We start from the raw sequence: 21,188 nt of genomic DNA, 5'->3' as shown, positions 1-21,188 counted from the left end.
CAAAAGAAAAGGCCGGTTTGCACTTTCGCATCCCCGCGAAAGATGCCGGACCTGGCGTCACGTGTTAAGAGCTTACGGCGTCAACGGCCTGATTACCCGGCTTGAACTTGCTCCTTTCTTATAAAAACTGCGGTTTCTCCTGTAAACACAAACGGTTGTCTCCCATCGACTTTGAAAAAAGAGACAGGTATATGATGAAATCAAAAAAAATAATGCAGAAAATTTGTTGACCGGATAAAGTAATATGATTATAGTTAGTGATAACTAACAAAGGGTGGGATGAATCCGGTGGAATTGAGTGAAAGACAGAGTGAGATACTGGAACGGTCCATTGAGATTATAGCAGAGAAAGGGATTCAGGGTTTTACAACGCGGGAACTTTCCAGGCGAATCGGCATATCTGAACCTGCTCTCTATCGTCATTTCGACAGTAAACATGCAATTCTCGTTGCAATTCTTGAGCAGTTTGCCATCTGGAGTTCACGAGTTCTGCAGGAGATCGTTCAGAGCGATCGCAGCCCGGAAAACAAACTGCGCGCTTTTTTTCTTCAGCACACCAAACGTTTTCTGGAATATCCTGCGACGTCAGGAATATTCTTCGCTGTGGAAATATTTATGGATCAGCGGGAACTTATTGATACAATTTCTCGTGTTATGGAATCCGCCGAAGGATATGTCAGAAGTATCCTTGATGAAGGCATTGAAAGCGGTATTTTTCGCAGGGAAGTGCCGATGCAGCACCAGGCAATGACCGTACTGGGTACCCTGCGTCTTTTAGTGACCCGTTGGTATTTGAGCAAATATCAGTTCGACCTGGCGCAAGAGGGGGCGGCACTTGCCGAGTCGATTATCAGCCTGTTATCAGTCGCTGGAAATAAAAGATGAAGGAGTGTAAAAATGCTGTTTTTTTACAATAGAAGGTTAGTTAGTGATAACTATGAAAAAGTACATAAAGCACGAACAAAAAGATTTATGCTGTTACTGATACCATACCTGGCGGCACTGCTTATAGCCCATCCAGGTGAAGGTTTTGCAGAGACAATAGAGCACAATGAGATCTCCCTTGATGAGGCCCTGGAGGAGGTAATGGTAAAAAATTACCGCATCGCAGCTGCAGAGGTGGAAGTCAGGCAGCATGAGGCAGCAGTACGGGAAGCACGGAGTACTCTGTTGCCGAAACTTGTAGCCCTTGGTGATTACACAAAAAATGAGGAACAGACTCTGGTATCTCCCATGCATGGTTCGCCTGAACCGGCAAATCCTCTGGAGTTTGACCGGGATATCTACACTGGTGTACTGCGCCTCGACATTCCCATTATCGACCTCGCTTCCCTCCACAGTGTCGGGGCAACGCGACATATGCTGAATGCCGGAAAGGCCCAGGCCAGCATTGTTGAACAGAATGTTATAGCCGGTGTAATTGAAGTCTTTGTACAAATGGCCCAGCTGTCAGACAGTCTCGCACTGATGGACAGTCATATTACGACCCTTAAGCGCAGACACGAGGAACTTGAGACTCTCAGCAGAGAGGGAAGGGTATCCCCCGCATCGCTTGCCGAGCTTACTGCCTCCCTTGATTCTGCGATTTCTGACCGACTTGAAATTCTTTACCAGAAGGACGTAGTTGCATACCGGCTTGGAGAAATGCTTGGACGAAGCGAAGCTGTTTATCCACGAAATCATGGTTTTTCCGTTTCAGCGATCGATAAGGATGATTTTGATGAGAAGACGATTTCCGGACCCGGAAGCCTGGCAGCGGATGCGCAGTACGCTGCTGCTCAGGAAGCGAAGAAGTCGACACTGTCTGCGTTTGCTCCGAGGCTTTCAGGCTTTGCCAGCCAGACCTTCCGGGCTTCCGCGGAAACGGATATTGCTTCCGAATGGGCCCTTGGACTGTCGGTAAGCATGCCCCTCTTTACTGGAGGAGAACGGGCGGCGCACCTGCAATCAGCGGAAGCCCGTCTGAAAGCTGCCAGGTATGAGCTGGATGCTGCTCGCACAAATGAGCAGAGCGAAGCACAAATTGCCATGCTCCGTTCCGACAATGCTGCTTCGCGCAGGGAATACCTGGCAAAAGCTGTCGAGAATCAGGAGCTGACTGTCCAGGCGGCGGAATTTCGATACTCCGAAGGTCGCAGCTCCCTGAGCGATGTCCTGACAGAAGAAGCTGCTCTCCTTGAACTTCGCCTGCGCGAGCGGAGCATGCTGTATGAAGAGCTGCTCTCCTATGTCGCGTACTACAAACTGGCGGGAAAGTTGACTCCATCCCTCGCAGGAAAATTTATACAGGAGTAATTCAGATGATACAAAAGCATAAAGCGCTGTGGATTATGGCAATTATACTATTGATGGTCCTCGCCGGATGTTCCGCCGGAGGCAGTATCGGAAAGACGGAAGGGAAACCTGCCGCGGAAAAGCCGGTAGCCGTCCGGGTGGAAAAACCCAGGATTACCAGCCTTGAACGACGTATTTCATACATAGGGACGGTATACGCTCGTCAGGAGGTACCCATAATCGCCCGGGTACAGGGTACCCTGGCGGAACTCCCTTTTCGTGAAGGTGAATCGTTTTCACGTGATGAGATACTGGCGATGCTCGATTCTCCTGAATTGGGAGCGGCGGTGGAACGACTCGAGGCCGAGGTCGACTACTGGGGCCGCAGGCATACAACAGACAAAAACCTGGTGGCAAAGGGGGCATTGGCACCTGAACAGGCCGATTCCAGCGAGCGGGCTATTCGCAGCGCCAGGGCAAGTCTCGACGAAGCGAAGGCTCAGCTGGCAAAAACGGTCGTAACTGCACCTTTCGATGGTACGGTTCTGGACTGGCCGGCGGAAATAGGGCAGCCGGTTATGCCCGGCCAGCCGCTCATCCTGATCGGAGACGAGTCCCGGGAAATCAAAGTCGATGTGGTTGAGGAGGACCTCGAACGGGGTATAGGTATTGGTACTCAAGTGGAACTTCATATAAACAACGGCCCGTCGGTGGCGGCCAGTGTGTCAGCTATATCACCGGCGGCCAGCGGCCAGTCTCGAACTTTCTCTGTGACAATACCTATACCTGATACGAACCTTGCAAAAGGCTTGTGGCGCAAGGGAGCCTCCATCCGTACCGAGTTTATTGTCCAGCGTCAGGTCGATGTTGTCGCCGTGCCGACCCGGGCGCTTGCTGATCGCGACAGCAACCCCCACCTCTTTGTCATCACCGGAGAAACGGCTCATCGAGTCGATATTGAACCGGGGATAAGCCAGGAGGGATGGGTAGCGGTTGATTTTGACTGGAACGGGCAGGATTTCGTGGCCGTCACCAACCTCAGCAGTCTGCAGAACGGGGCGCCTGTCTATGCCGTCAACGCCGAAAGGAGCAGGTAATGGCTCTTTCCGAATATTCGCTGAAAAACAGATATACCATCTATCCGCTCTTTATTGCAGCGGTAATCTTCGGGATTCTCTCGTACATAAATCTACCGATTCAACTCTTCCCGGATACCGCTCCGCCCCTGGTGAATATCCTGACCTCCTATCCCGGGGCCGCCGCCGAGGATGTGGCAGATCTGGTATCCGATCCCATCGAAGAGGAGCTTGCCTCGCTGGAGGGGGTGGAGAAGGTCAGTTCAACCTCCCAGAACGGAATATCCCTTGTGGCAGTGGAGTTTCGCTACGATACTTCAGTAGACCTGGCGGCGGTGGATGTTCAGAATGCTTTGACCCGTATAAGGTCGGCTTTACCGGATACAATCGCCGAGCCGCAGGTATTGAAGTTCTCCACCAGTGACCGCCCGGTGATCACCCTGGGATTACTGGGTACGGATATGGTGGCGGTACGGGATCTTGCCGAAGAAGTGCTGTCCCCGGAGATTCAACGGATACCCGGCGTAGCCCTTGTGGATGTGTTCGGAGGCTTTCAACCGGAGGTATCGGTAGATGTAGACCGGTCGCGGCTGGAAGCGCATAACCTTCCCCTTGGCGCTGTTATCGGGGCGATTTCCTCTCACAACGTTAGTCTTCCCGCGGGTGAAATCAGAAGCCAGGGACAACAGTACAGTTTTCGGGTCGATGAGCTCAGTCAATCCATCGAGGAGATTGAATCAATTCCGCTAAGCACTCCCGCGGGGCAGCGTCTGATTGTGGGGGACCTGGCCCGGATCAGTATCGGTTCCGGGGAAGACCTCTCGCGCTTTCGGGTCGACGGCAGCCACGCCATCGCCATGCAGATATTCAGACAGGATGATGCAAATACCGTGGAGGTCGTACACCGGATCACGGCAGCTTTTGAGGAGATCGGAAAGAAGTACCCTGAGTTGACCGTGCTGGTTGCTGACGAGGATGCCTCCTTTACCGAGCAGGTTGTTTCCAATATGCTCGGCGCCGTCGGCCAGGCGCTGGCCCTGGCAACGGTAATCATCTTTCTTTTCCTGGGCAGTTTTCGTCGCGGCCTGGTGGTCGCCATTTCGATGCCCATGTCCTTCCTTCTTACCTTCGCCGGGATGAAGCTCTTCGGCATTCAGGTCGACCTGGTTACGCTGACGGCGATAATCCTCGCGGTGGGAATGGTTGTGGACGCCTCGGTTGTGGTCCTGGAAAACATAACTCGCCACTATCAGGAGGGGAACTCAGAGGGGGCGGCTGGTGTCTCCTCTTTCAAGGCGGCCCTGGAGGGCGCCAAGGAGATCCAGTTCGCTGTTATTGCCGGTAACGCGACGACCTTGACGGTTTTGATTCCCCTTTTGTTTCTGTATGGATTTGTCGGAAAGACCTTTGGTCCCCTGGCGGCAACAATGATCATCGCCTTTATTTCATCCCTTCTGGTAGCCTTGATGCTGGTTCCGATTCTCACCATGAAGGTCACAGGGAATGCGGGCAGAATGGAACGGTTTGCTCAAACCGCGGCCAGGCCCTGGAGTTTTCTGATGAACCGTCTCCGATCGCTGTACGTTCATATGCTCAAGTGGTCTCTTCACCACCGTTGGGTGGTACTGGTCGTCGCGCTGGTGCTGTTTGTGGCCGGGGGGCGTATTCTTGTGTCCCTGGGTATGGAACTGCTGCCGAAGATGGACGGCGGAGCGACCTTCATAAGCATCGAGACTCCCTCAGGTTCCTCTCTCGACGAGACAGAACGGGTTGTTGCCGATGTGGAAGCGATTATCCTTGAAGAGGCTGAACTGGACAAAGTATCGACCCAGATAGGATTCGAGCCGGGGATGAACTCCTTCGGGGGCGGTGGTGTCCAGGGACCGACGCAAGGGTATATCACCATTGCTTGGACAGAGCGGACAGAGCGGGATGAGACGATATGGGAGATTCAGGACCGGGTGCGTGAAAAAATCTCGCGGGTGCCTGGAATCGAGAATTATGTTGTCCGTGAGTCCGGCAGTACCGCTAAATCAACCACGGCCTCGACGATTGTAGCCAGTATAAAAGGTCCCGATCCTCTGGTTCTCGATCGGCTTGGTGACGAGGTGCTGAAAACAGTCGCCTCGGTGCCGGGAACGGTCAATACCTACCGCAGCTGGCGTCTCGACCAGCGGAACGTAATCCTCACTGTCGACATAAATCGTGCCCGTGAGCTCGGACTGCCGCCTGACGAGATCTCCCGTGAACTGGCACGATCCCTCGACGGGGCACCTGCCGGCGTCTACCGGGGTGAAGGAGGCAACGACACTCCCATACGCGTCCGCTACGCGCCGGAGTACCGCCGCGAACGGGATGATGCCTTTGCCGTCCGGGCTTTTGCACCCAGTGTCGGGACAACCGTGCCGGTTGGAACAGTAACCCAGGGGCGTGAGGTAATGGGGCAGGGGCTGGTTACGCGGGAGAACCTGCTGCCGACCCTCGACATCCTGGCGCTCCATCAGGATCGTCCCCTTAATTTTGTCTCCCGTGATGTGGAACGAGCCCTCGATAAAATCCTGGTACCGGAAGAATACGCAATTACCCTGGAAGGCGAAGAGAAGGATATGGCCGAGTCGCGGAGCGAACTCGCCGGCGCGCTGGGAATCGCCTTTATTGCTGTCTATCTGCTTCTGGTAGCACAGTTCAAGTCCTTCGCCCACCCGATTACCGTGATGATGGCGGTACCCTTGAGTCTGATAGGTATAGCCACGGCACTAGGGATAGCGGGAATGCCCGTCTCGATGCCGGTACTGGTAGGCCTGATTCTCCTGATCGGAATTGTGGTGAACAACTCAATAATCCTGATCGATTTTATCCAGCAACGACGCGATGCCGGTGAAGACCGCATGGTGGCGATAGAAAGCTCTGTGGATGCCAGATTCAGGCCTATAATGATGACCTCCCTTTCAACCATCGTGGGTATGATCCCCCTGGCCATGGAGTGGGCCCTCGGAGCCGAACGTTTTTCGCCCCTGGCGGTAGCTGTTATCGGCGGAATGACCGCGGCAACCTTTCTGACCATGATAGTAATCCCGGTCTTCTATTCGGTGATGGACGATCTCGGCGGATGGGTCAAGAGATTCAACAGGACTGATTGATTTTCCAAAGGAAGGAGTATCTCAGAAATCATGCGTCGATCAACGAGTGAAATTTTAGACGGAGCTCCGGTCGTAGTTGTCGGCCGGGGGCTCAATGCTCTCTGCTGGGCAGCTTTACTCCAGAAACAGACCTTTACCATTCTTGTAAGCTCTTCTGAGTATGCGGTGGATCCATATATTCCTGCCATTGAAGGAGCGGGATTGTGGACCGAAAACCTGCTGATACGGCCGCGGGATGTGCTGAAACCGGGTACGATATTGGATGGAAGAATACTCAATTGTGAGGACCATCAAATCCATATTATCCTGCGAAACGGGTCGAGTTTCTGGCTGCCCGTCAGTGCGCTGTTGAACATCGATTCCCCCCGATTTTTTGTCAATGGGATTGATGTATATGAAAACTGCAGCTGCAAGGCCAGGACGATCTTGTCAAATCGACCTGAAAGGATCGTTCTTGGCGGACATGTCCTGAGTGCAGCAAGCGCGGCAATTGAAACCCTTGCCGCCGGATCACCGCTCAGCCTTACCTGGGCTGTTCATCCTGATGAGCATGTCCCAGCTGATTTTCTGCAGTATGTTGGATTATTGGGCGGGCGAATACAGGTCGAAGCGGAAACAGTGAATAACCCTTCGGAGCAAGAGAGAAGTCTTTCCGGCTGTCTCCAACAACCAGATGAGGCCTGTTTTCACTACTCTCTGCCTGATTATGAGATTGATGAAAATGAAGAGCTGCTTTCCAGGATACTGTACTCTGCTTCTGTTCTCAGCGAGGTGCCGATAACGCATCATGCCTGTAGTAATTCTGGCCTGAAAAATCAGTTACCCGTCGTACTCTCTGAAAAGGCGAGACACAGACTGTCTCGATTGGGTATTACGGGGGATGAGATCTCGGAAAATACCAGTTTAGAGCAGCGCATAGAGACTATTCAAACCATTATCAAGATATTACAGGAACACCGCTGATCGGGATGTCTCCCTCTGTCCGAGCTGACCTTTATCTGCCTGTCATTGAATAAAGTCCCGATTTCAGAGTATAAAGAATAAACAATCCTTCAGATAAGAGAATAATAATGGCATTGAATTGCGGTATCGTCGGACTGCCGAATGTTGGAAAATCAACTATTTTTTCTGCCCTTACCTCGGCACCTGCTGAGGCGGCAAACTACCCTTTTTGTACTATAGACCCGAATGTCGGAATAGTGTCCGTACCCGACAGCAGGCTTCAGAAAATTGTAGATCTTATTCCCACAGAAAAGGTTATACCCGCCATCGTGGAATTTGTCGATATCGCTGGACTTGTAAAGGGCGCCTCCAAAGGGGAAGGGCTTGGGAACAAGTTCCTCGCGAACATCCGGGAAGTAGGAATTATCGCCCATGTGGTGCGCTGTTTTGACGATCCTGATGTCACCCATGTAAGCAATACGATTGATCCTGCTTCGGATATCGAGACGATCAATATCGAGCTTGCTCTGGCGGATCTCGAGACGGTGGAGAAGCGGCTGGAAAAAAACAGCAAGGCCCTCCGGTCTCCTGACAAGGATGTGAAAAAGAAGGCCGAAACCGCAGATCTGCTCCTCAAGCGGCTGCAGGAGGTCCTCTCCCAGGGAAAGGCGGCCAGGACCCTGGATTTCGGTAATGATGAAAAGGAGATCCTGAAGGAACTTCAGCTTATTACCCTGAAAAAGCAGATTTATGTGGCCAATGTCGATGAGGAAGGCATAAAGGACGGCAATGATTATACCCGGGAGGTTGAAAAGATTGCCGGAGAAGACGGGGTCGAGGTCGTACGAATCTGCGGCAAACTCGAGGCGGATATCGCGGCACTGGATTCCGAGGAAGAGAAGGAGATGTTCCTCTCCGATGCAGGTCTTGCAGAGTCGGGTCTGTCCAAACTGATACAGAAGGCCTATGACACGCTTGATCTCAGGACCTTTTTTACCGCCGGACCGAAGGAGGTCCGGGCCTGGACCTTCCATAAAGGCGACACCGCGCCGAAAGCCGCCGGGGTAATTCACACGGATTTCGAGAAGGGTTTTATCAAGGCGGAGGTTTACCACTGCGAAGACCTTTTCAGTTATGGATCTGAACAGAAGGTCAAAGAGGCAGGTAAACTGAGGATTGAAGGAAAGGAGTATCCCGTCAAGGACGGAGATGTCATGTTCTTCAAGTTCAATGTTTAGAGGCCATGGACAAGATACGGATCTATCCCATACTTGAATATATCCTGAATGAGGCAGACACGGATGATCTTGCCGCTATCAGGGAAGCACTGAAAAGGCGGGAGAAGCAGCAAGCCTTCGGCGGGGTTAATATTCAGAACGTCGCTCGCCAGACCGGCCGCAGTATTGAAGAGCAGGTCGGGGCAAGTGTGGAATCCATCCGGGACATGATTCGCAACTATGCCGTGCAGATAATAAAAGGTCAGGCCCCCGAGATCGGAGACGAACAGCTTGAGACCCTCCTGGAGTCATGGATTCCGGATCCCGGGAAGAAAAGCAGGGGCGGACAAAGCGCCGGGGACATTCCCCAGGAAGCCCTTTTGACAATGATTCGCCAGTATATTGCCTACAAGACCGAGAGTATGGATCCCCGGGAGCTCAAATCTCTTGTTGCCGAGATCGGAGACTGGCCTCAAGCTTATTGGAGCAAATTTCCGGTTCCCGTACGCAGAATCATTACCAAGTATCTGAATAAAGAGATCGATGCCGATATGTGCTGGGAGCTGATAAACAGGTCGATCTAAAGGGTCGTGATCTTGTTGGGGGAGTTCTCCCGAAGGTATACCTTCTTGTAGCGTCCGGAATCCGGGCTTCTCTTTTCCTCGGGCAGTCCTGCTGTGCTGCTCAGAAAAAATACCACGTCCTGCATGTCCTTGAAGTTTTCACTGAGACAGTATCTGAAGAAGAATTTCCTGTTTTCGATGAATTTTCTTTTTTCAAGGTCTTCCTCGAGTTCCGGGTCGGTTATTCTCCGCAGGCGGGACCGGAGTCCTCCGTACCATGCGCAGTCTACCTCGTGAAGGATCATTTTTCCGTAGGGGTCCCGGTAATAGAGTTCGTATACCCCGGACATGGAGGGAACGCCGGAGTTTATACGGTATTTGTCAGCCTTTTCGAGGGGTGACCAGTGAAGGGTAAAATACACGTTGTGGTTTCTGGTCATCTTTTCTATGACCGGGGTATGCTGAAAAGCCAAAGGATCCTCCCTCTCAAGTGTACGACTTTAGGGCAGACAGATTCAAGGCGCCTGGAGAAACGGGAATAAAAAACGCTGCCCTCGAACGAGAGCAGCGCGGATGAAAAGGAATGGCCTGTTTTTACCGGTATTTGGCGTCGGCGTATTCCACCCAGCCGCCGGCTTTTATCAGATCCTTCTCGAATTCGCTCAGTTTAAAGGGTATCTCGATCTTTTCTGATCCCGAGGAGAATATAAACTTCATTGCATCCAGGTCCGTTTCCACTGAAACATCTTTCCCTGAGAAGCGTTGAAAAAGATCATCGCATGCAGGGGATGGTATTTCCACCGCCAGCATACCGCAGTTGAACATGTTCTGCCGGAAAATTCTTGCAAAGCTGGTGGCTATCACGATATTGATTCCCCGGGCTTCAAGGGCCCAGGGTGCGTGTTCCCTGGAAGATCCGCATCCGAAATTCTCCCTTGTCACTACGACCTTTTTTCCTTCCAGGTCCTTTGCCGGATCGAAACCCTCCAGGGAGAGGTCTTCCAGCAGGTGGGGACCCAGGGCCTCCCGGGTGATTTCTGTGAGATACTTTGCCGGGATAATCTCGTCGGTATTTATGTCTCCCCGGTCCAGAAAAAGGACCCGGCCTGAGAAGTTCTTCATTTTGCGCTCCTTGCATAGAGGGGTGAGTTGATGATGCGGCCTGCGATGGCTGTCGCCGCAGCGCTTGCAGGACTCATCAGGTGTACCATGCCGCCCTTTCCCATGCGGCCGTTGAAGTTGCGGTTGGTGGTGGAGGCACAGACCTCTCCCTCCGCCAGTACTCCGTTGCTCATGCCCAGGCATGCCCCGCAGGTGGGGTTAGTGACACAGAAGCCGGCCTCCATGAAGATGTCTATTATTCCCTCTTTCAGGGCCTCATGGTAAACCCCGGGGGTTGCGGGGGAGAGTATTCCCCTCACGGCAGGGGCTACTTTTTTCCCCTTCAGAACCTGTGCGGCGATGCGAAGGTCTTCGAGTCTGCCGTTGGTACAGGATCCTATATAAACCTGGTCCACGGGGGTGGAATCGAAATCCGCCACGGGTTTTACCTGGTCAGGCTTGTAGCCGAAGGTGCTCAAGGGTACTACGTCTGCAGCCTCGATAACGATGGTTTCACTGTATTCTGCATCGGAATCGGCGGCGAAGCGGCTGTACTCTTCAAGGGCGGCCCCGGGACTGGCGAACTCATCCTGGATGAAGGGCCAGAGGTATTCGACGGTGGTCGTATCCGGCATGCATATACCGCTGGTCGCTCCGGCCTCCACGGCCATGTTGCTCAGGGTCATGCGGCTTTCCATGGACATTGCCGTTATCGCCTCTCCGTGAAACTCGATTACCATGTCGGTTGCTCCGGCAACTCCGATGGTTCCGATGATGTGCAGAATCAGGTCCTTGGCGTATACTCCGGGCTGAAGGCTTCCGCGGACTTCGATCTTCATGGTCTGGGGTTCACGAAAGACGCAGACGCCTTTGAGGATCCCTACTTCCAGGTCGGTGGTGCCCACTCCCGCCGCGAAGGCACCGAATGCACCGTGGGTACAGGTGTGGGAGTCGCCCATGATTACAGTGTAACCGGGACGCACAAAGCCTTTCTCCGGAAACAGGGCATGGCAGACCCCGTTGCGTCCGATGTCAAAGAAGTCCCTGATTTTCTGCTCCCGTGCCCATTCCCGGAGAATCTTGCCCTGAAGGGCCGTCTTGGAGTCCTTGGCGGGGCTCACATGGTCGATTACGGCCTTGATTTTATCGGGATTGAACACCCGGTCCTTCTTTCTGGCCTTGAGATCCAGAATAGCTCCGGGGGTCGTGATTTCGTGGCAGAATACCGCGTCGAGGTTGAGAACATATCGTCCGGGTTCCGGCTGATCGACCTGATGAGCCTGGAATATCTTTTGCGCAGTCGTTTGTCCCATTTTTTCTCCTTGCTTTTTCTTCCTGTTATCAGGGTGTATGTTTTGGCGGTGTTATTATCCAGACTGCCCGCAGGGGGGTCTGGCCTTTGTTTTCCAGATTGTGGGGAATGTCGGAATCGAAGGAGACACAATCCCCGGCGTGAATAGTATATGAGTTGCTTCCGTAGGTGAGGGTACCTGAGCCTTCAAGAATGACACCCAGTTCTTTTCCCCGGTGGCCGTACTCCATGTCACCCCGGGTACCGCCTTTTTCCAGAGTAAGAAGAAGGGCTTCCATGGAATGCTCATCCGTGGGATCACTTACCACGGTTAAGTGCTCATAGGTGACACCCTGGAAGGTCCTGGTGACCCGCTGGTCGGGACGTACTATGGTGGCGTTCTTTTTCCTTTTATAATCGCGGAAGAGGTATTCCAGATCGATTTCCAGAACATTCGCTATGGCAATAAGGGTGTCGACAGAGGGGGATACCTTGTTCCGTTCAATCTGGGAAATCAGGCTTTCGCTGACTCCCACCTCCAGGGCTACCTTTTTTAAGGTGATTCCCCGGCGTTCTCTGACGTTTCTGAGTATTTCCCCGAATCTGTGGCGTGTCTCTTCTTTCATTTAGACTAAAGCCTCTTAAGTATTTATAAAGTATAAAGCCTGATAAGTCAAGATATGTATCGGCCTGGGAGTGCTTAACGTTTATACACGAGCCAGTGAGACATCTCTTCCAGGGGAAGGTCATCGACTCCCAGGAGCTGCTGTATCATGCCCCCGGTTATGCTGGTAAGCAGAACGTGGGAGAGTACGTCGATATCCTTTCTGCGTTTCAGGATTGTTTTTAAACCTGAGCTGATCATTTCCCGCCATTCGTTGTAAGCCTGCTGGAAACGCTGCTTCAGTTCGTCGTTGCCGATGATGGCCTCCTGAACAAGATAGAGGTGCAGCTTCGATCGCGATTCGGCTTTTATAATTGTGTTGTAGACGAGGTGGATAATCTCCGCCGCATCCATGGTTTCGGCCTTGTCCTCCACGAGCTTCAAGAGGGAGGATGTCATCGAATTCATATGTTCATGGGTAATGTCGAAAATCAGTTCCGCTTTTGTTGAATAATAGTAATAGAGGGTACCTTTGCTGATCCCCGCAGCTTTGGCTATGTCCGCAAGGCTGGTCTGCTGTCCGCCTTTCTTCTGAAAGATTTTCCTGGCACTGTTCAGGATCTTTTTTTTATTGTCGATTCCCCTGTTTTTACCCCGTGCTGCTACCATTCGGATAACTCTCTCTAGGCCGTCGGCCGATATTTGCAATAACAGTACGTCCTTTTTCCTTTCTCGTCAAGCAATAATACGGCACAGGTCCTAAACATCTTGTCATCCTATTTTTGTTAGGCTATACTAATGATCGATGGTGGAAAAACTCACACAAAGTCTTGAAGATTATCTGGAAGCGATACTTTTTCTCGAAAAAAAGAATCGGGTTGCCCGGGTCAAGGATATAGCGGAAGCATTGAAGGTCCAGATGCCTTCGGTAACAGGAGCTGTGCGTATACTGAAAGAGAAGGGCCTCGTGGACTATGAAAAGAACTCATATATTACCCTGACAGGCAGGGGAACAAAAATAGCCAGATCAATCTACAACAAGCACCAGATCGTACAGCGTTTTCTGTCCGAGGTTCTCATGGTAAAGGAAGATGAGGCTGAATCAATCGCATGCCAGATAGAACACGCAATGCCCGGGAGTATCGCTGCCCGTCTGGAGAGTTTTACAGACTTTGTCCTGAGTGATAAGGTCCCTCTCGGACAATTCAGGGACGAGACCGGCGACTATTGAGATCCTCTGAAGTATCCTGCCCGGTCTTGTAATCCGACGAAATTATCCGTAGTTTATCTGTGTGAGAATCAGTGATCTTCGTGAGGATTTGAATCTTCTCTCTTCCTGGGAAGAGCGTTTTGAATATGTTATCGATCTTGGAAAGGATCTTCCCGCCTTTCCTGAAAACAGAAAAACCGAAGAATATCGTGTTCGCGGCTGTATGAGCCGGGTGTGGGTTTATCCCCGCTGGGAAGAAACTGATAATACCAGGGTGTTCCGGCTTCTGGTCGAAAGCGATTCCGCCATTGTCAAAGGACTTGCGGCTGTTCTCGTTATGCGTTACGACGGAGTTCCGGAGGCTGATCTGCCTGAAGACAGCTCCGACGGACTCTTTTCAGAACTGGGCTTTGCCGAACACATCTCCCCGTCCCGGAGAAACGGTCTTGCCGCTCTGGAAGGCAGAATCAGGAGTTTTATTGACGGGTGATTCCGGGTATCAGGGATTTCCGCGGATTTTGAGAATAGCGTTGGAGACTGCCTTCTCGACTTCGTGATAGTAGCTTTCTTCCAGATTATCGGTGTAGAGTTTCCCCAGAAGGGTATAGCTGTAAATCGGACGCAGGTGATTGAGGGCAAACGTAGCTACATCAAGAATGAATTCTTCGTTGTCCTGCAGTTCCCCCTCCGTCAGTTGCCGCTCGATCTCTTCAATAACCAGCTTTTCCGCCTGATTTCGAATCTGCGAGAAATCATAGATCTCTTCCAGGGCCATACATATCCTCTCTGAGCTGAATCAATATAATCTTCCTGAAATTTTAACCTCTTTTAATGGTCAAATCAAGGCAGAAAGGCCAGCTTGTTGCACAATAGTGTCTGTTTTTACTATATTGATTCTATGGAACAAGACAGCCTTACCCCGGAAAGGGCTTTTGACGAACTGGTGGATGCCATTGCGGCTACCGATGATCGGGATCTTATCGCAGAGTTTCTGCGCAGCCTTCTGACCAAATACGAGGTTGACGAGCTGACCAAGCGCTGGGCCCTTGTCCGACTCATTGACCAGGGTATGAGTCAGAGGAATATAGCAAAGGAACTCGGCCTGAGTCTGTGCAAGATTACCCGGGGCTCAAAGGAACTGAAAAAAGAGAATTCCGCCTTTGGCAGAATGATCGGTATATACAAAAAGCATACGGCCGTATAACTCCAGGTCATTATTCACCGGAAAATCGTGCTTTCAGCCATCCGATAATCTCTTCCGCTACAGCCTGCTTCTCCTGACCGTTGAACAGCTGATGTCCGCTCCCGGGAAAAAGCCGGGTAATTGAGTCTTTGGAAGAGACCATTCCGGCTGTTCTTGATACTGCTGCAGGGGTGACAAGTTCATCCTGACCCGCCTCCAGGAGCAGCAGGGGTGCATCCACATGGAAGAGTTCTTTTCTGACCCGTCGCCTCACCTTGAGCAGTTCCGCCACCGCCGAAAGCCTTCGGGATGACCAGTATTCTTTTCGAATATAGTTTTCCTCCGGGTCGTCGCTTTCGTTCTCCGACACCACGGGGATCTCTTTTATCAGGTACTTCAAAAGCGGCGAAAGGCAGACGCCGGGGTTTTTAAAGGTCATTGCAGGAGCTGCGGCAATAACACCCGAGGGCTGGAAAACTGCCCCCAGATGAAGAGCAAGCAGCGCACCCATGGAGATGCCGGCAACAACCGGACTGCCGCATTCAATGCTCAGGTCCATGTATGCGTCTTCCGCCCGGCGAATCCAGTCCCGGGCTGTGCTGGCAAGAAAGTCGCCGGTACTTGTCCCGTGACCCGGCAGGCGCGGTATCATGACCGTGTATCCCGCTTTCTGCAGCTCTTCGCCGAGAAAGTAGAGCTGCCCCGGATATCCTGTCCAGCCGTGGATAAGAAGGATCGATCTTTTCCGGCTGCCCGGGAGGTAACGGGGTGCAGCGCTGAGTACAGGACGGGGATTCTGCTTCATGGTTACAGTATAGTCTAAATACACTTTCCTGGACACTTGTTGTGATTTACGGTAAAAAAAGTGGACAAAGCCAGTGGGATACTAGCATAATTAAGACAGTGTCCTGATCGAGTGTTTCTCCATGGTTGTTAAGTCCGGGATGCGGAGATTATTCCTAAGGAGATACGTATGAATCGGTCCAAAACAATCCTGTTTTCCCTTCTGATTGTTTTTTCCCTCCTCGGTACAGGTGTTGGAGCTCAGGAATATGTACTTAAGCTCGCTCACCTGAATGCTCAGCAGCCTTTCGAGATCCCCTCTGCAGCAATTGCAGCGGTATTCAAGTCCTCTGTGGAAGCCAACTCCAACGGCCGAATCGAGGTTCAGATATTCGACAGCGGGGTCCTGGGAAAAGAACGTGAGACGATGATCCAGGTTCAGAACAACATCGTCCAGAGCTATATCGCCTCCACCGGCGGTATGTCGACCTTTTATCCTCTCATCGATGTAACGAACCTTCCCTTCGCGTTCTCAAGCTATGCGGTGGGATACAAGGTCTACGACGGCGATTTCGGCAAGGATATGGCCGAAGATATCCGCAAAAAAACCCGCTTCAAGGTGCTGGGTTTTGGTGAGTCCGGCGGGTTCTTTGCCTTTACCAACTCAAAGCGGCCGATCCGGACCCCCGCAGACATGAGGGGACTTAAAATCAGGACGATGACAGTTCCGCTTCACCAGGATATCGTTCGCTCTCTGGGAGGGACCCCCACGGCGATTGCATGGGCGGAGGTGTATACATCCCTGCAGACCGGTGTTGTGGACGGCCAGATGAATCCCATCTCCATAATTAATATGGCAAAGTTCTACGAGGTGCAGAAGTACATTACCCTTACGAACCATCTGTATGCTCCCTATGTGTGGGTAATGAGCGACACCTTCTATCAGCGGCTGCCCGATGACCTGAAGGCTGTCATAGACAATGCCTCCCGGGAGGCGCTTCTGGCGGGACGTGGTTTAAGCCGTCTGATCGACTCCACCGAGAAGGGGCTTCCGGTTCTGCAGCGTCGCATGGAGGTTTATACCCCGACGGCGGCCCAGATGAGGGAGTTCCGCAATCTGACCATTCCTTCCGCCAAGGCCTTTATCGAAAAACAGCTGGGCCGGGAAGGTGCAATGTGGGTGGACAAGTTCCTCGCGGCCATTGAAGAGGCGGAAAGGGATTAGGTGTGCGGGAAAAGGGCATACAGCTCTTAAAGGGCTTCGCGCAGTTTCTTGATCGCATCTCAAGCTTTGCCTGCGCCTTTATGTTGGGAACCATGACCCTGGCCGTACTGGCCGGGGTCATCTTTCGCTATGTTTTTCTGAATCCCCTGGGATGGACCGAAGAGCTTTCGCGTTATCTCATGATCTGGACCGCTTCTCTGGCAATCTCGGTGGGAATATATCACGGTGAACATATAGGCCTTACCTTTCTGCCGGATCGGATACGGGGAAGATATCCGAAAATAGTTCTGAACCTTGGTGTCAATCTTCTGATACTGCTTTTTCTCACCGTCATGCTGGTCTATTCCCTGAACATGGTCCGGGATGCGAAGTTTCAGATAGCCCAGTCTCTTCCCATCAGTATGGTGATCCCCAGTCTTGCGATTCCGGTAACCATGGGCCTTGCCATGGTTCAGAACCTGATACAGATCGCTCTTCTCCTGCTGGGGCGGGAACCGGATTCCGGGGGGGTGCGGAATGTGGATGTCTAGGAGGAGTGCCGGATGATAATCGCTGTATCGGTGTTGTTTTTCACTCTGCTGGTGCTTGGGGTTCCCATAGGCTTTACCATCGGTCTGGCCGGACTTGCGGGGCTCTATTTTATTAACATGGATCTCGCATTCTTCTCCATGGCGCCTCTTCAATATTTCTCAGGTCTGGATATGTTTACCCTCCTGGCAATGCCTTTTTTTATCCTCGCCGGGGAGATCATGAACCGTACGGGGATAACCGAGAGGCTGGTTCAGTTCGCCAATATCCTGGTGGGACATCTCCGGGGAGGCCTGGCCCATGCGAACATTCTTGCCAGCGTCTTTTTTGCCGGAATGACCGGAGCCGCAGTATCCGATACCGCTGCCATCGGTACCATGCTGATTCCGGCCATGGAGAAGGACGGGTACGACCGGGATTTTGCCGCGGCGGTTACCGCCTCGTCTTCCATCATCGGCCCGACGATTCCTCCTTCAAACATGATGGTGATCTATGGTTCCCTGATGAATGTCTCGATAGCGGGCCTGTTTGCTGCGGGCTTTCTTCCGGGGATTCTGCTTGCGGGTCTGCTGATGATTATCGCGGCGATATTTTCTGTAAAACGGGGATACCCGAAGTCAAAACGCAGCTCTCTCAAGGAGATGCTGATTGGATTCCGGAATGCCCTGATTCCCCTCTTTATGCCGGTAATAATCCTGGGAGGAATCCTGTCGGGAATCTTTACCCCCACCGAAGCCGCCGCAGTAGCCGTGGCCTATGCCGCTGTAATCGGCTTCCTGGTTCTCAAGAGCCTCTCCTTGAAGGATATTCCTGCAATGCTGATAAAAACATCCCGTATAACCGGGGTGGTTTTTCTGATAATCGGGACCGCATCCATCCTGAGCTGGGTGTTGTCCTTTTCCCAGGTGCCCCAGAAGATCGCCGCCCTGATGCTCTCGGTTACCGATAATCCGAAGCTTATTCTGTTGATGATCCTGGGCCTGATGGTTGCCGTCGGGCTTTTTATGGATATTGCCGCGGCATTGATAATTCTGGGACCCATCCTGCATCCCATTGCTGTAAGTATGGGCATAGAACCGATCCATTTCGGCATTATCATGGTCCTGTCCCTGAACATTGCCCTGATGACACCCCCCGTTGGTGCCTGTCTCTTCGTGGCCTGCAGCATCGCTGACCTTAAACTGTCTCAACTCAGCAGGGCAATCCTTCCGTTTATTGTCGTCGAGATTATCGCTCTTTTCATCGTAGCCTACGTTCCCTGGTTCAGTCTGTTTCTGCCGAGACTCCTGGGATTTTAAGCCTTCCTTTCAGGCTGTGATTTCTCCCGGCGGGGGGCATCCATTGCCTCTTGCCGGCTGCCCTGATAAAATACGGATCATACTGTTTTCACAGCACAGGAGTACTTACAGGATATGGCAACCAACCGACCGAATTCCGGTGATACCGCGACCCTTCTTATCAGCTGTCCTGATCACCGAGGTATTGTCGCGGAAGTCACCCATTTTATCTTTACCTACAATGGAAACATTCTGCATTCCGATCAGCACAATGATGACGAGACGGGCACCTTTTTTATGCGCATTGAGTGGGACCTGAAGGATTTCAGCATAAAAAAGGACAAAATCGCCCAGGCCTTCGAGGCAATCGCCGAGAAGTTTAAAATGGAGTGGCACCTTGAGTTTTCCACACGGGTCACGAAGATGGCGATTTTTGTTTCTCGCTTCGACCACTGTCTCTGGGATCTGATGACCAGGCAGCGTTCAGGGGAACTTGATGCCGAAGTGGTCTGTATTATTTCGAATCATACGGATTGTCAGTCCATAGCCGAGTATTTCAAGGTTCCCTACTATCACCTTCCTGTTTCCAGGGATAAGAAGGCCGAGGATGAGGCCCGTCAGTGGGAGATCCTCAAGAAGCACAAGGTCGATCTGATTGTTCTTGCCCGATATATGCAGATATTAAGCGACGCCTTCGTTCAACGCTATAAAAACCGGATTATCAATATCCATCACTCATTTCTTCCCGCCTTTATCGGGGCCAAGCCCTATCATCAGGCATACTCCCGGGGGGTAAAGATCATTGGCGCGACCAGTCACTATGTAACCGCCGATCTGGACCAGGGGCCGATTATCGAACAGGATGTGACCAGGATTTCCCACCGTGATACGGTGACTGACCTGGTGCAGAAGGGAAAAAATCTCGAAAAGATGGTCCTCTCCCGGGCGGTCAGGCTGCACCTTGACCACAAAATTCTGGTATTCGGAAACAAAACGGTTGTTTTCGACTGATGAGCCCACCGGGATCCCCGTTTGACTTTTCTTAAGCACCGGGATTCTATATATTTGGAGTCGATACGAATTGTACAGGCGGTTTTCCGCCAATCAAGGATAAGGACAAAATAATGGTAGAAGCATTACAGAAGAACCCGAAACATAAAGGACGGAAAGGTCCTGTTGTTCTCGTAATAATGGATGGTGTCGGATACGGAAAATATACCGAGGGGGACGCGGTAAAAGCAGCCCTGACCCCGAATCTTGACAGACTCACCGCTGAATGGCCCTCAACAAAGCTGAAAGCCCACGGAACGGCGGTGGGACTCCCCGATGACGGGGATATGGGAAACAGCGAAGTCGGTCACAATGCCATCGGCTGCGGCAGGGTCTTTGCCCAGGGAGCGAAACTCGTGGGAAAGTCCATTGAAGAAGGCAGGATCTTTGCGGGCGACACCTGGAAAAAACTGATTTCCAACGTCAGGGACAAGAACACCACTCTCCATTTTCTGGGGCTTTTTTCCGACGGCAATGTCCACTCCAATGTTTCCCATCTGCGGGCCATGCTCACCAGAGCCCTGGATGAGGGGGTTAAGCGGGCCAGGGTCCATATTCTGCTGGATGGTCGGGATGTCGGGGAAACCTCCGCGCTGGAATACATCGATCCCTTCGAGGAGTTCCTTTCCGGACTGAATGCGAAGGGTGCGGATTACCGGATCGCCTCCGGAGGCGGAAGAATGCAGATCACCATGGACCGCTACGGAGCCAACTGGAGCATGGTGGAGAAGGGCTGGCATACCCATGTTCTGGGAGAAGGCCGTCGCTTCGCCTCTGCCCATGAGGCTGTGGAGATCCTGCGCGCTGAAACCTCGGCCATAGACCAGGACCTGCCTCCCTTCGTTATCGAGGAGAATGGCAAGGCCCTGGGAAGTATCGAAGACGGTGATTCGGTCATCTTTTTCAACTTCCGGGGAGACCGTGCCCTGGAGATTACCGCCGCTTTTGAGGAAGACGACTTTGACAAGTTCGACAGGGTCCGGCGCCCCGGGGTGGAATATGCCGGCATGATGGAGTACGACGGCGATATGCATGTTCCCAGACAGTACCTGGTTCCGCCACCCTCGATTGACCGCACCCTGGGAGAGTTCCTGGCTGCCACCAGGGTAAAGCAGCTTGCCGTCAGCGAGACCCAGAAGTTCGGCCATGTAACCTATTTTTTCAATGGAAACCGTACCGGAAAATTCGATCCCGGCACGGAGGACTATGTAGAGATCCCCTCGGACATAGTTCCCTTTGAAGACAGGCCCTGGATGAAGGCCGCGGAGATTACCGACACCGTTATAAAGGCCCTGGAGGAGGGAAAGTACGACTTTATCCGCCTGAATTATCCCAACGGGGATATGGTGGGTCATACGGGAATCTATCCCGCGGTTGTCTGCGCCATGGAAGCCCTGGATCTGCAGCTCGGTCGTCTTGAGAAAGCCGCCCGAAAGGCCGGGGCCACTCTTATTCTCACCGCCGACCACGGAAACTCCGACGATATGTTTGAACACAGCAAAACCGGAGAGGTCATCATCAAGGAGAACGGTCAGCCCAAGGCGAAAACCGCTCATTCCCTCAATCCGGTTCCCTGCATCATTGTGGATTTCGACGGAAAGGGTGAGTACTCCCCGACCCTTAAGGAGGGACTTGGAATCAGTTCCCTGGCGGCCACGAGTATTGAGCTCCTGGGTTATCTGCCGCCCTCGGATTATGATCCCGGTGTACTCGACTGGAAATAA

Annotated in this window: 22 protein-coding genes; 15 read left to right on the top strand and 7 right to left on the bottom strand. The window is 52.3% G+C overall.

Annotated elements, in window-relative coordinates; genetic code table 11:
- Positions 1 to 288: 288 nt before the first annotated feature.
- The 7 genes from B4O97_RS16915 to B4O97_RS16885 all read left to right on the top strand — a co-directional run bounded on the left by B4O97_RS16915 (position 289) and on the right by B4O97_RS16885 (position 9,233).
- The gene (locus B4O97_RS16915) at positions 289 to 885 is read left to right on the top strand and encodes a TetR/AcrR family transcriptional regulator (RefSeq protein WP_158084368.1); all 597 of its coding nucleotides are present in this window, start codon (positions 289 to 291) and stop codon (positions 883 to 885) included.
- An 87-nt stretch (positions 886 to 972) separates the two neighbouring features.
- Positions 973 to 2,295: a TolC family protein gene (locus tag B4O97_RS16910; RefSeq protein ID WP_158084367.1), complete on the top strand. Its 1,323-nt coding sequence runs from the start codon at positions 973 to 975 to the stop codon at positions 2,293 to 2,295.
- Between the two features lie 5 nt (positions 2,296 to 2,300).
- Complete coding sequence (locus B4O97_RS16905) at positions 2,301 to 3,371, top strand: efflux RND transporter periplasmic adaptor subunit (protein WP_083052676.1); 1,071 nt, start codon at positions 2,301 to 2,303, stop codon at positions 3,369 to 3,371.
- Entirely contained in the window at positions 3,371 to 6,490 is a 3,120-nt protein-coding gene (locus tag B4O97_RS16900; protein WP_083052674.1) for an efflux RND transporter permease subunit, read from the top strand. Before B4O97_RS16905 ends, B4O97_RS16900 begins: the two co-directional genes overlap by 1 nt.
- Before the next feature lie 30 nt (positions 6,491 to 6,520).
- The gene (locus tag B4O97_RS16895; protein ID WP_083052672.1) at positions 6,521 to 7,453 is read left to right on the top strand and encodes a hypothetical protein; all 933 of its coding nucleotides are present in this window, start codon (positions 6,521 to 6,523) and stop codon (positions 7,451 to 7,453) included.
- Between the two features lie 107 nt (positions 7,454 to 7,560).
- Positions 7,561 to 8,670, top strand: a complete 1,110-nt coding sequence (gene ychF, locus B4O97_RS16890; protein WP_083052671.1) for a redox-regulated ATPase YchF — start codon at positions 7,561 to 7,563, stop codon at positions 8,668 to 8,670.
- 5 nt (positions 8,671 to 8,675) lie between these two features.
- On the top strand, positions 8,676 to 9,233 hold the full coding sequence (locus B4O97_RS16885) for a hypothetical protein (RefSeq protein WP_083052669.1): 558 nt from the start codon (positions 8,676 to 8,678) through the stop codon (positions 9,231 to 9,233).
- On the opposite strand, the gene B4O97_RS16880 is transcribed toward B4O97_RS16885, so the two are convergent.
- The 5 genes from B4O97_RS16880 to B4O97_RS16860 form a co-directional block, all read right to left on the bottom strand.
- Positions 9,230 to 9,685, bottom strand: coding sequence for a hypothetical protein (locus B4O97_RS16880; RefSeq protein ID WP_083052667.1), 456 nt, complete (start codon positions 9,683 to 9,685; stop codon positions 9,230 to 9,232). The two genes, B4O97_RS16885 and B4O97_RS16880, sit on opposite strands and share 4 nt — an antisense overlap.
- Before the next feature lie 121 nt (positions 9,686 to 9,806).
- Positions 9,807 to 10,334 carry a 3-isopropylmalate dehydratase small subunit gene (leuD, locus tag B4O97_RS16875; RefSeq protein ID WP_083052666.1) on the bottom strand — a complete coding sequence of 176 codons (528 nt, stop codon included), beginning with the start codon at positions 10,332 to 10,334 and terminating at the stop codon, positions 9,807 to 9,809.
- Positions 10,331 to 11,626: a 3-isopropylmalate dehydratase large subunit gene (locus B4O97_RS16870; RefSeq protein ID WP_083052664.1), complete on the bottom strand. Its 1,296-nt coding sequence runs from the start codon at positions 11,624 to 11,626 to the stop codon at positions 10,331 to 10,333. The genes leuD and B4O97_RS16870 overlap by 4 nt, the downstream gene beginning before the upstream one ends.
- Positions 11,627 to 11,654: 28 nt before the next feature.
- Positions 11,655 to 12,230: a helix-turn-helix domain-containing protein gene (locus tag B4O97_RS16865; RefSeq protein WP_083052662.1), complete on the bottom strand. Its 576-nt coding sequence runs from the start codon at positions 12,228 to 12,230 to the stop codon at positions 11,655 to 11,657.
- Between the two features lie 74 nt (positions 12,231 to 12,304).
- Positions 12,305 to 12,877: a TetR/AcrR family transcriptional regulator gene (locus B4O97_RS16860; protein ID WP_083052660.1), complete on the bottom strand. Its 573-nt coding sequence runs from the start codon at positions 12,875 to 12,877 to the stop codon at positions 12,305 to 12,307.
- Positions 12,878 to 13,013: 136 nt separating this feature from the next.
- Between B4O97_RS16860 and B4O97_RS16855 the strand changes: the two genes are divergently transcribed.
- Positions 13,014 to 13,439 carry a metal-dependent transcriptional regulator gene (locus B4O97_RS16855; protein WP_083052659.1) on the top strand — a complete coding sequence of 142 codons (426 nt, stop codon included), beginning with the start codon at positions 13,014 to 13,016 and terminating at the stop codon, positions 13,437 to 13,439.
- A gap of 61 nt (positions 13,440 to 13,500) precedes the next feature.
- Positions 13,501 to 13,908 (top strand): SufE family protein, encoded by a 408-nt coding sequence (locus B4O97_RS16850; protein ID WP_158084366.1) that lies wholly within the window; start codon positions 13,501 to 13,503, stop codon positions 13,906 to 13,908.
- Positions 13,909 to 13,917: 9 nt separating this feature from the next.
- On the opposite strand, the gene B4O97_RS16845 is transcribed toward B4O97_RS16850, so the two are convergent.
- The gene (locus tag B4O97_RS16845; protein WP_083052656.1) at positions 13,918 to 14,193 is read right to left on the bottom strand and encodes a late competence development ComFB family protein; all 276 of its coding nucleotides are present in this window, start codon (positions 14,191 to 14,193) and stop codon (positions 13,918 to 13,920) included.
- Positions 14,194 to 14,316: 123 nt separating this feature from the next.
- On the opposite strand from B4O97_RS16845, the gene B4O97_RS16840 reads away from it, so the two are divergent.
- Positions 14,317 to 14,622: a Trp family transcriptional regulator gene (locus tag B4O97_RS16840; protein ID WP_083052654.1), complete on the top strand. Its 306-nt coding sequence runs from the start codon at positions 14,317 to 14,319 to the stop codon at positions 14,620 to 14,622.
- 10 nt (positions 14,623 to 14,632) lie between these two features.
- Here the strand turns inward: B4O97_RS16840 and B4O97_RS16835 are convergent, their stop codons facing one another.
- Positions 14,633 to 15,430: an alpha/beta hydrolase gene (locus tag B4O97_RS16835; RefSeq protein ID WP_143305788.1), complete on the bottom strand. Its 798-nt coding sequence runs from the start codon at positions 15,428 to 15,430 to the stop codon at positions 14,633 to 14,635.
- Between the two features lie 144 nt (positions 15,431 to 15,574).
- Here B4O97_RS16835 and B4O97_RS16830 point away from each other — a divergent pair, with 144 nt between their 5' ends.
- The 5 genes from B4O97_RS16830 to gpmI all read left to right on the top strand — a co-directional run bounded on the left by B4O97_RS16830 (position 15,575) and on the right by gpmI (position 21,188).
- Positions 15,575 to 16,609 (top strand): TRAP transporter substrate-binding protein, encoded by a 1,035-nt coding sequence (locus tag B4O97_RS16830; RefSeq protein ID WP_083052651.1) that lies wholly within the window; start codon positions 15,575 to 15,577, stop codon positions 16,607 to 16,609.
- Positions 16,610 to 16,611: 2 nt separating this feature from the next.
- A complete protein-coding gene (locus B4O97_RS16825) occupies positions 16,612 to 17,139 on the top strand; it encodes a TRAP transporter small permease (RefSeq protein ID WP_083052650.1) in 528 nt (175 codons plus the stop codon).
- Positions 17,140 to 17,151: 12 nt separating this feature from the next.
- Positions 17,152 to 18,435 (top strand): TRAP transporter large permease, encoded by a 1,284-nt coding sequence (locus B4O97_RS16820; RefSeq protein ID WP_083052648.1) that lies wholly within the window; start codon positions 17,152 to 17,154, stop codon positions 18,433 to 18,435.
- 114 nt (positions 18,436 to 18,549) lie between these two features.
- Entirely contained in the window at positions 18,550 to 19,425 is an 876-nt protein-coding gene (purU, locus tag B4O97_RS16815; RefSeq protein ID WP_083052647.1) for a formyltetrahydrofolate deformylase, read from the top strand.
- Positions 19,426 to 19,538: 113 nt separating this feature from the next.
- Positions 19,539 to 21,188 carry a 2,3-bisphosphoglycerate-independent phosphoglycerate mutase gene (gpmI, locus tag B4O97_RS16810; protein ID WP_083052645.1) on the top strand — a complete coding sequence of 550 codons (1,650 nt, stop codon included), beginning with the start codon at positions 19,539 to 19,541 and terminating at the stop codon, positions 21,186 to 21,188.

The organism is Marispirochaeta aestuarii, from assembly GCF_002087085.1.
Classification (GTDB): domain Bacteria; phylum Spirochaetota; class Spirochaetia; order JC444; family Marispirochaetaceae; genus Marispirochaeta; species Marispirochaeta aestuarii.
The sequence above is the reverse complement of the archived record's forward strand: the minus strand, read 5'-3'. Positions and strand labels throughout refer to the sequence as shown.

What these genes read in the sequence shown, in the direction of transcription:
- B4O97_RS16910 (WP_158084367.1), top strand. Translation starts at nt 973, where the DNA reads ATGCTGTTACTGATACCATACCTGGCGGCACTGCTTATAGCCCATCCA.
- B4O97_RS16905 (WP_083052676.1), top strand. Translation starts at nt 2,301, where the DNA reads ATGATACAAAAGCATAAAGCGCTGTGGATTATGGCAATTATACTATTG.
- B4O97_RS16900 (WP_083052674.1), top strand. Translation starts at nt 3,371, where the DNA reads ATGGCTCTTTCCGAATATTCGCTGAAAAACAGATATACCATCTATCCG.
- B4O97_RS16895 (WP_083052672.1), top strand. Translation starts at nt 6,521, where the DNA reads ATGCGTCGATCAACGAGTGAAATTTTAGACGGAGCTCCGGTCGTAGTT.
- ychF (WP_083052671.1), top strand. Translation starts at nt 7,561, where the DNA reads ATGGCATTGAATTGCGGTATCGTCGGACTGCCGAATGTTGGAAAATCA.
- B4O97_RS16885 (WP_083052669.1), top strand. Translation starts at nt 8,676, where the DNA reads ATGGACAAGATACGGATCTATCCCATACTTGAATATATCCTGAATGAG.
- leuD (WP_083052666.1), bottom strand. Translation starts at nt 10,334, where the DNA reads ATGAAGAACTTCTCAGGCCGGGTCCTTTTTCTGGACCGGGGAGACATA.
- B4O97_RS16870 (WP_083052664.1), bottom strand. Translation starts at nt 11,626, where the DNA reads ATGGGACAAACGACTGCGCAAAAGATATTCCAGGCTCATCAGGTCGAT.
- B4O97_RS16865 (WP_083052662.1), bottom strand. Translation starts at nt 12,230, where the DNA reads ATGAAAGAAGAGACACGCCACAGATTCGGGGAAATACTCAGAAACGTC.
- B4O97_RS16860 (WP_083052660.1), bottom strand. Translation starts at nt 12,877, where the DNA reads ATGGTAGCAGCACGGGGTAAAAACAGGGGAATCGACAATAAAAAAAAG.
- B4O97_RS16855 (WP_083052659.1), top strand. Translation starts at nt 13,014, where the DNA reads ATGGTGGAAAAACTCACACAAAGTCTTGAAGATTATCTGGAAGCGATA.
- B4O97_RS16845 (WP_083052656.1), bottom strand. Translation starts at nt 14,193, where the DNA reads ATGGCCCTGGAAGAGATCTATGATTTCTCGCAGATTCGAAATCAGGCG.
- B4O97_RS16840 (WP_083052654.1), top strand. Translation starts at nt 14,317, where the DNA reads ATGGAACAAGACAGCCTTACCCCGGAAAGGGCTTTTGACGAACTGGTG.
- B4O97_RS16830 (WP_083052651.1), top strand. Translation starts at nt 15,575, where the DNA reads ATGAATCGGTCCAAAACAATCCTGTTTTCCCTTCTGATTGTTTTTTCC.
- B4O97_RS16820 (WP_083052648.1), top strand. Translation starts at nt 17,152, where the DNA reads ATGATAATCGCTGTATCGGTGTTGTTTTTCACTCTGCTGGTGCTTGGG.
- purU (WP_083052647.1), top strand. Translation starts at nt 18,550, where the DNA reads ATGGCAACCAACCGACCGAATTCCGGTGATACCGCGACCCTTCTTATC.
- gpmI (WP_083052645.1), top strand. Translation starts at nt 19,539, where the DNA reads ATGGTAGAAGCATTACAGAAGAACCCGAAACATAAAGGACGGAAAGGT.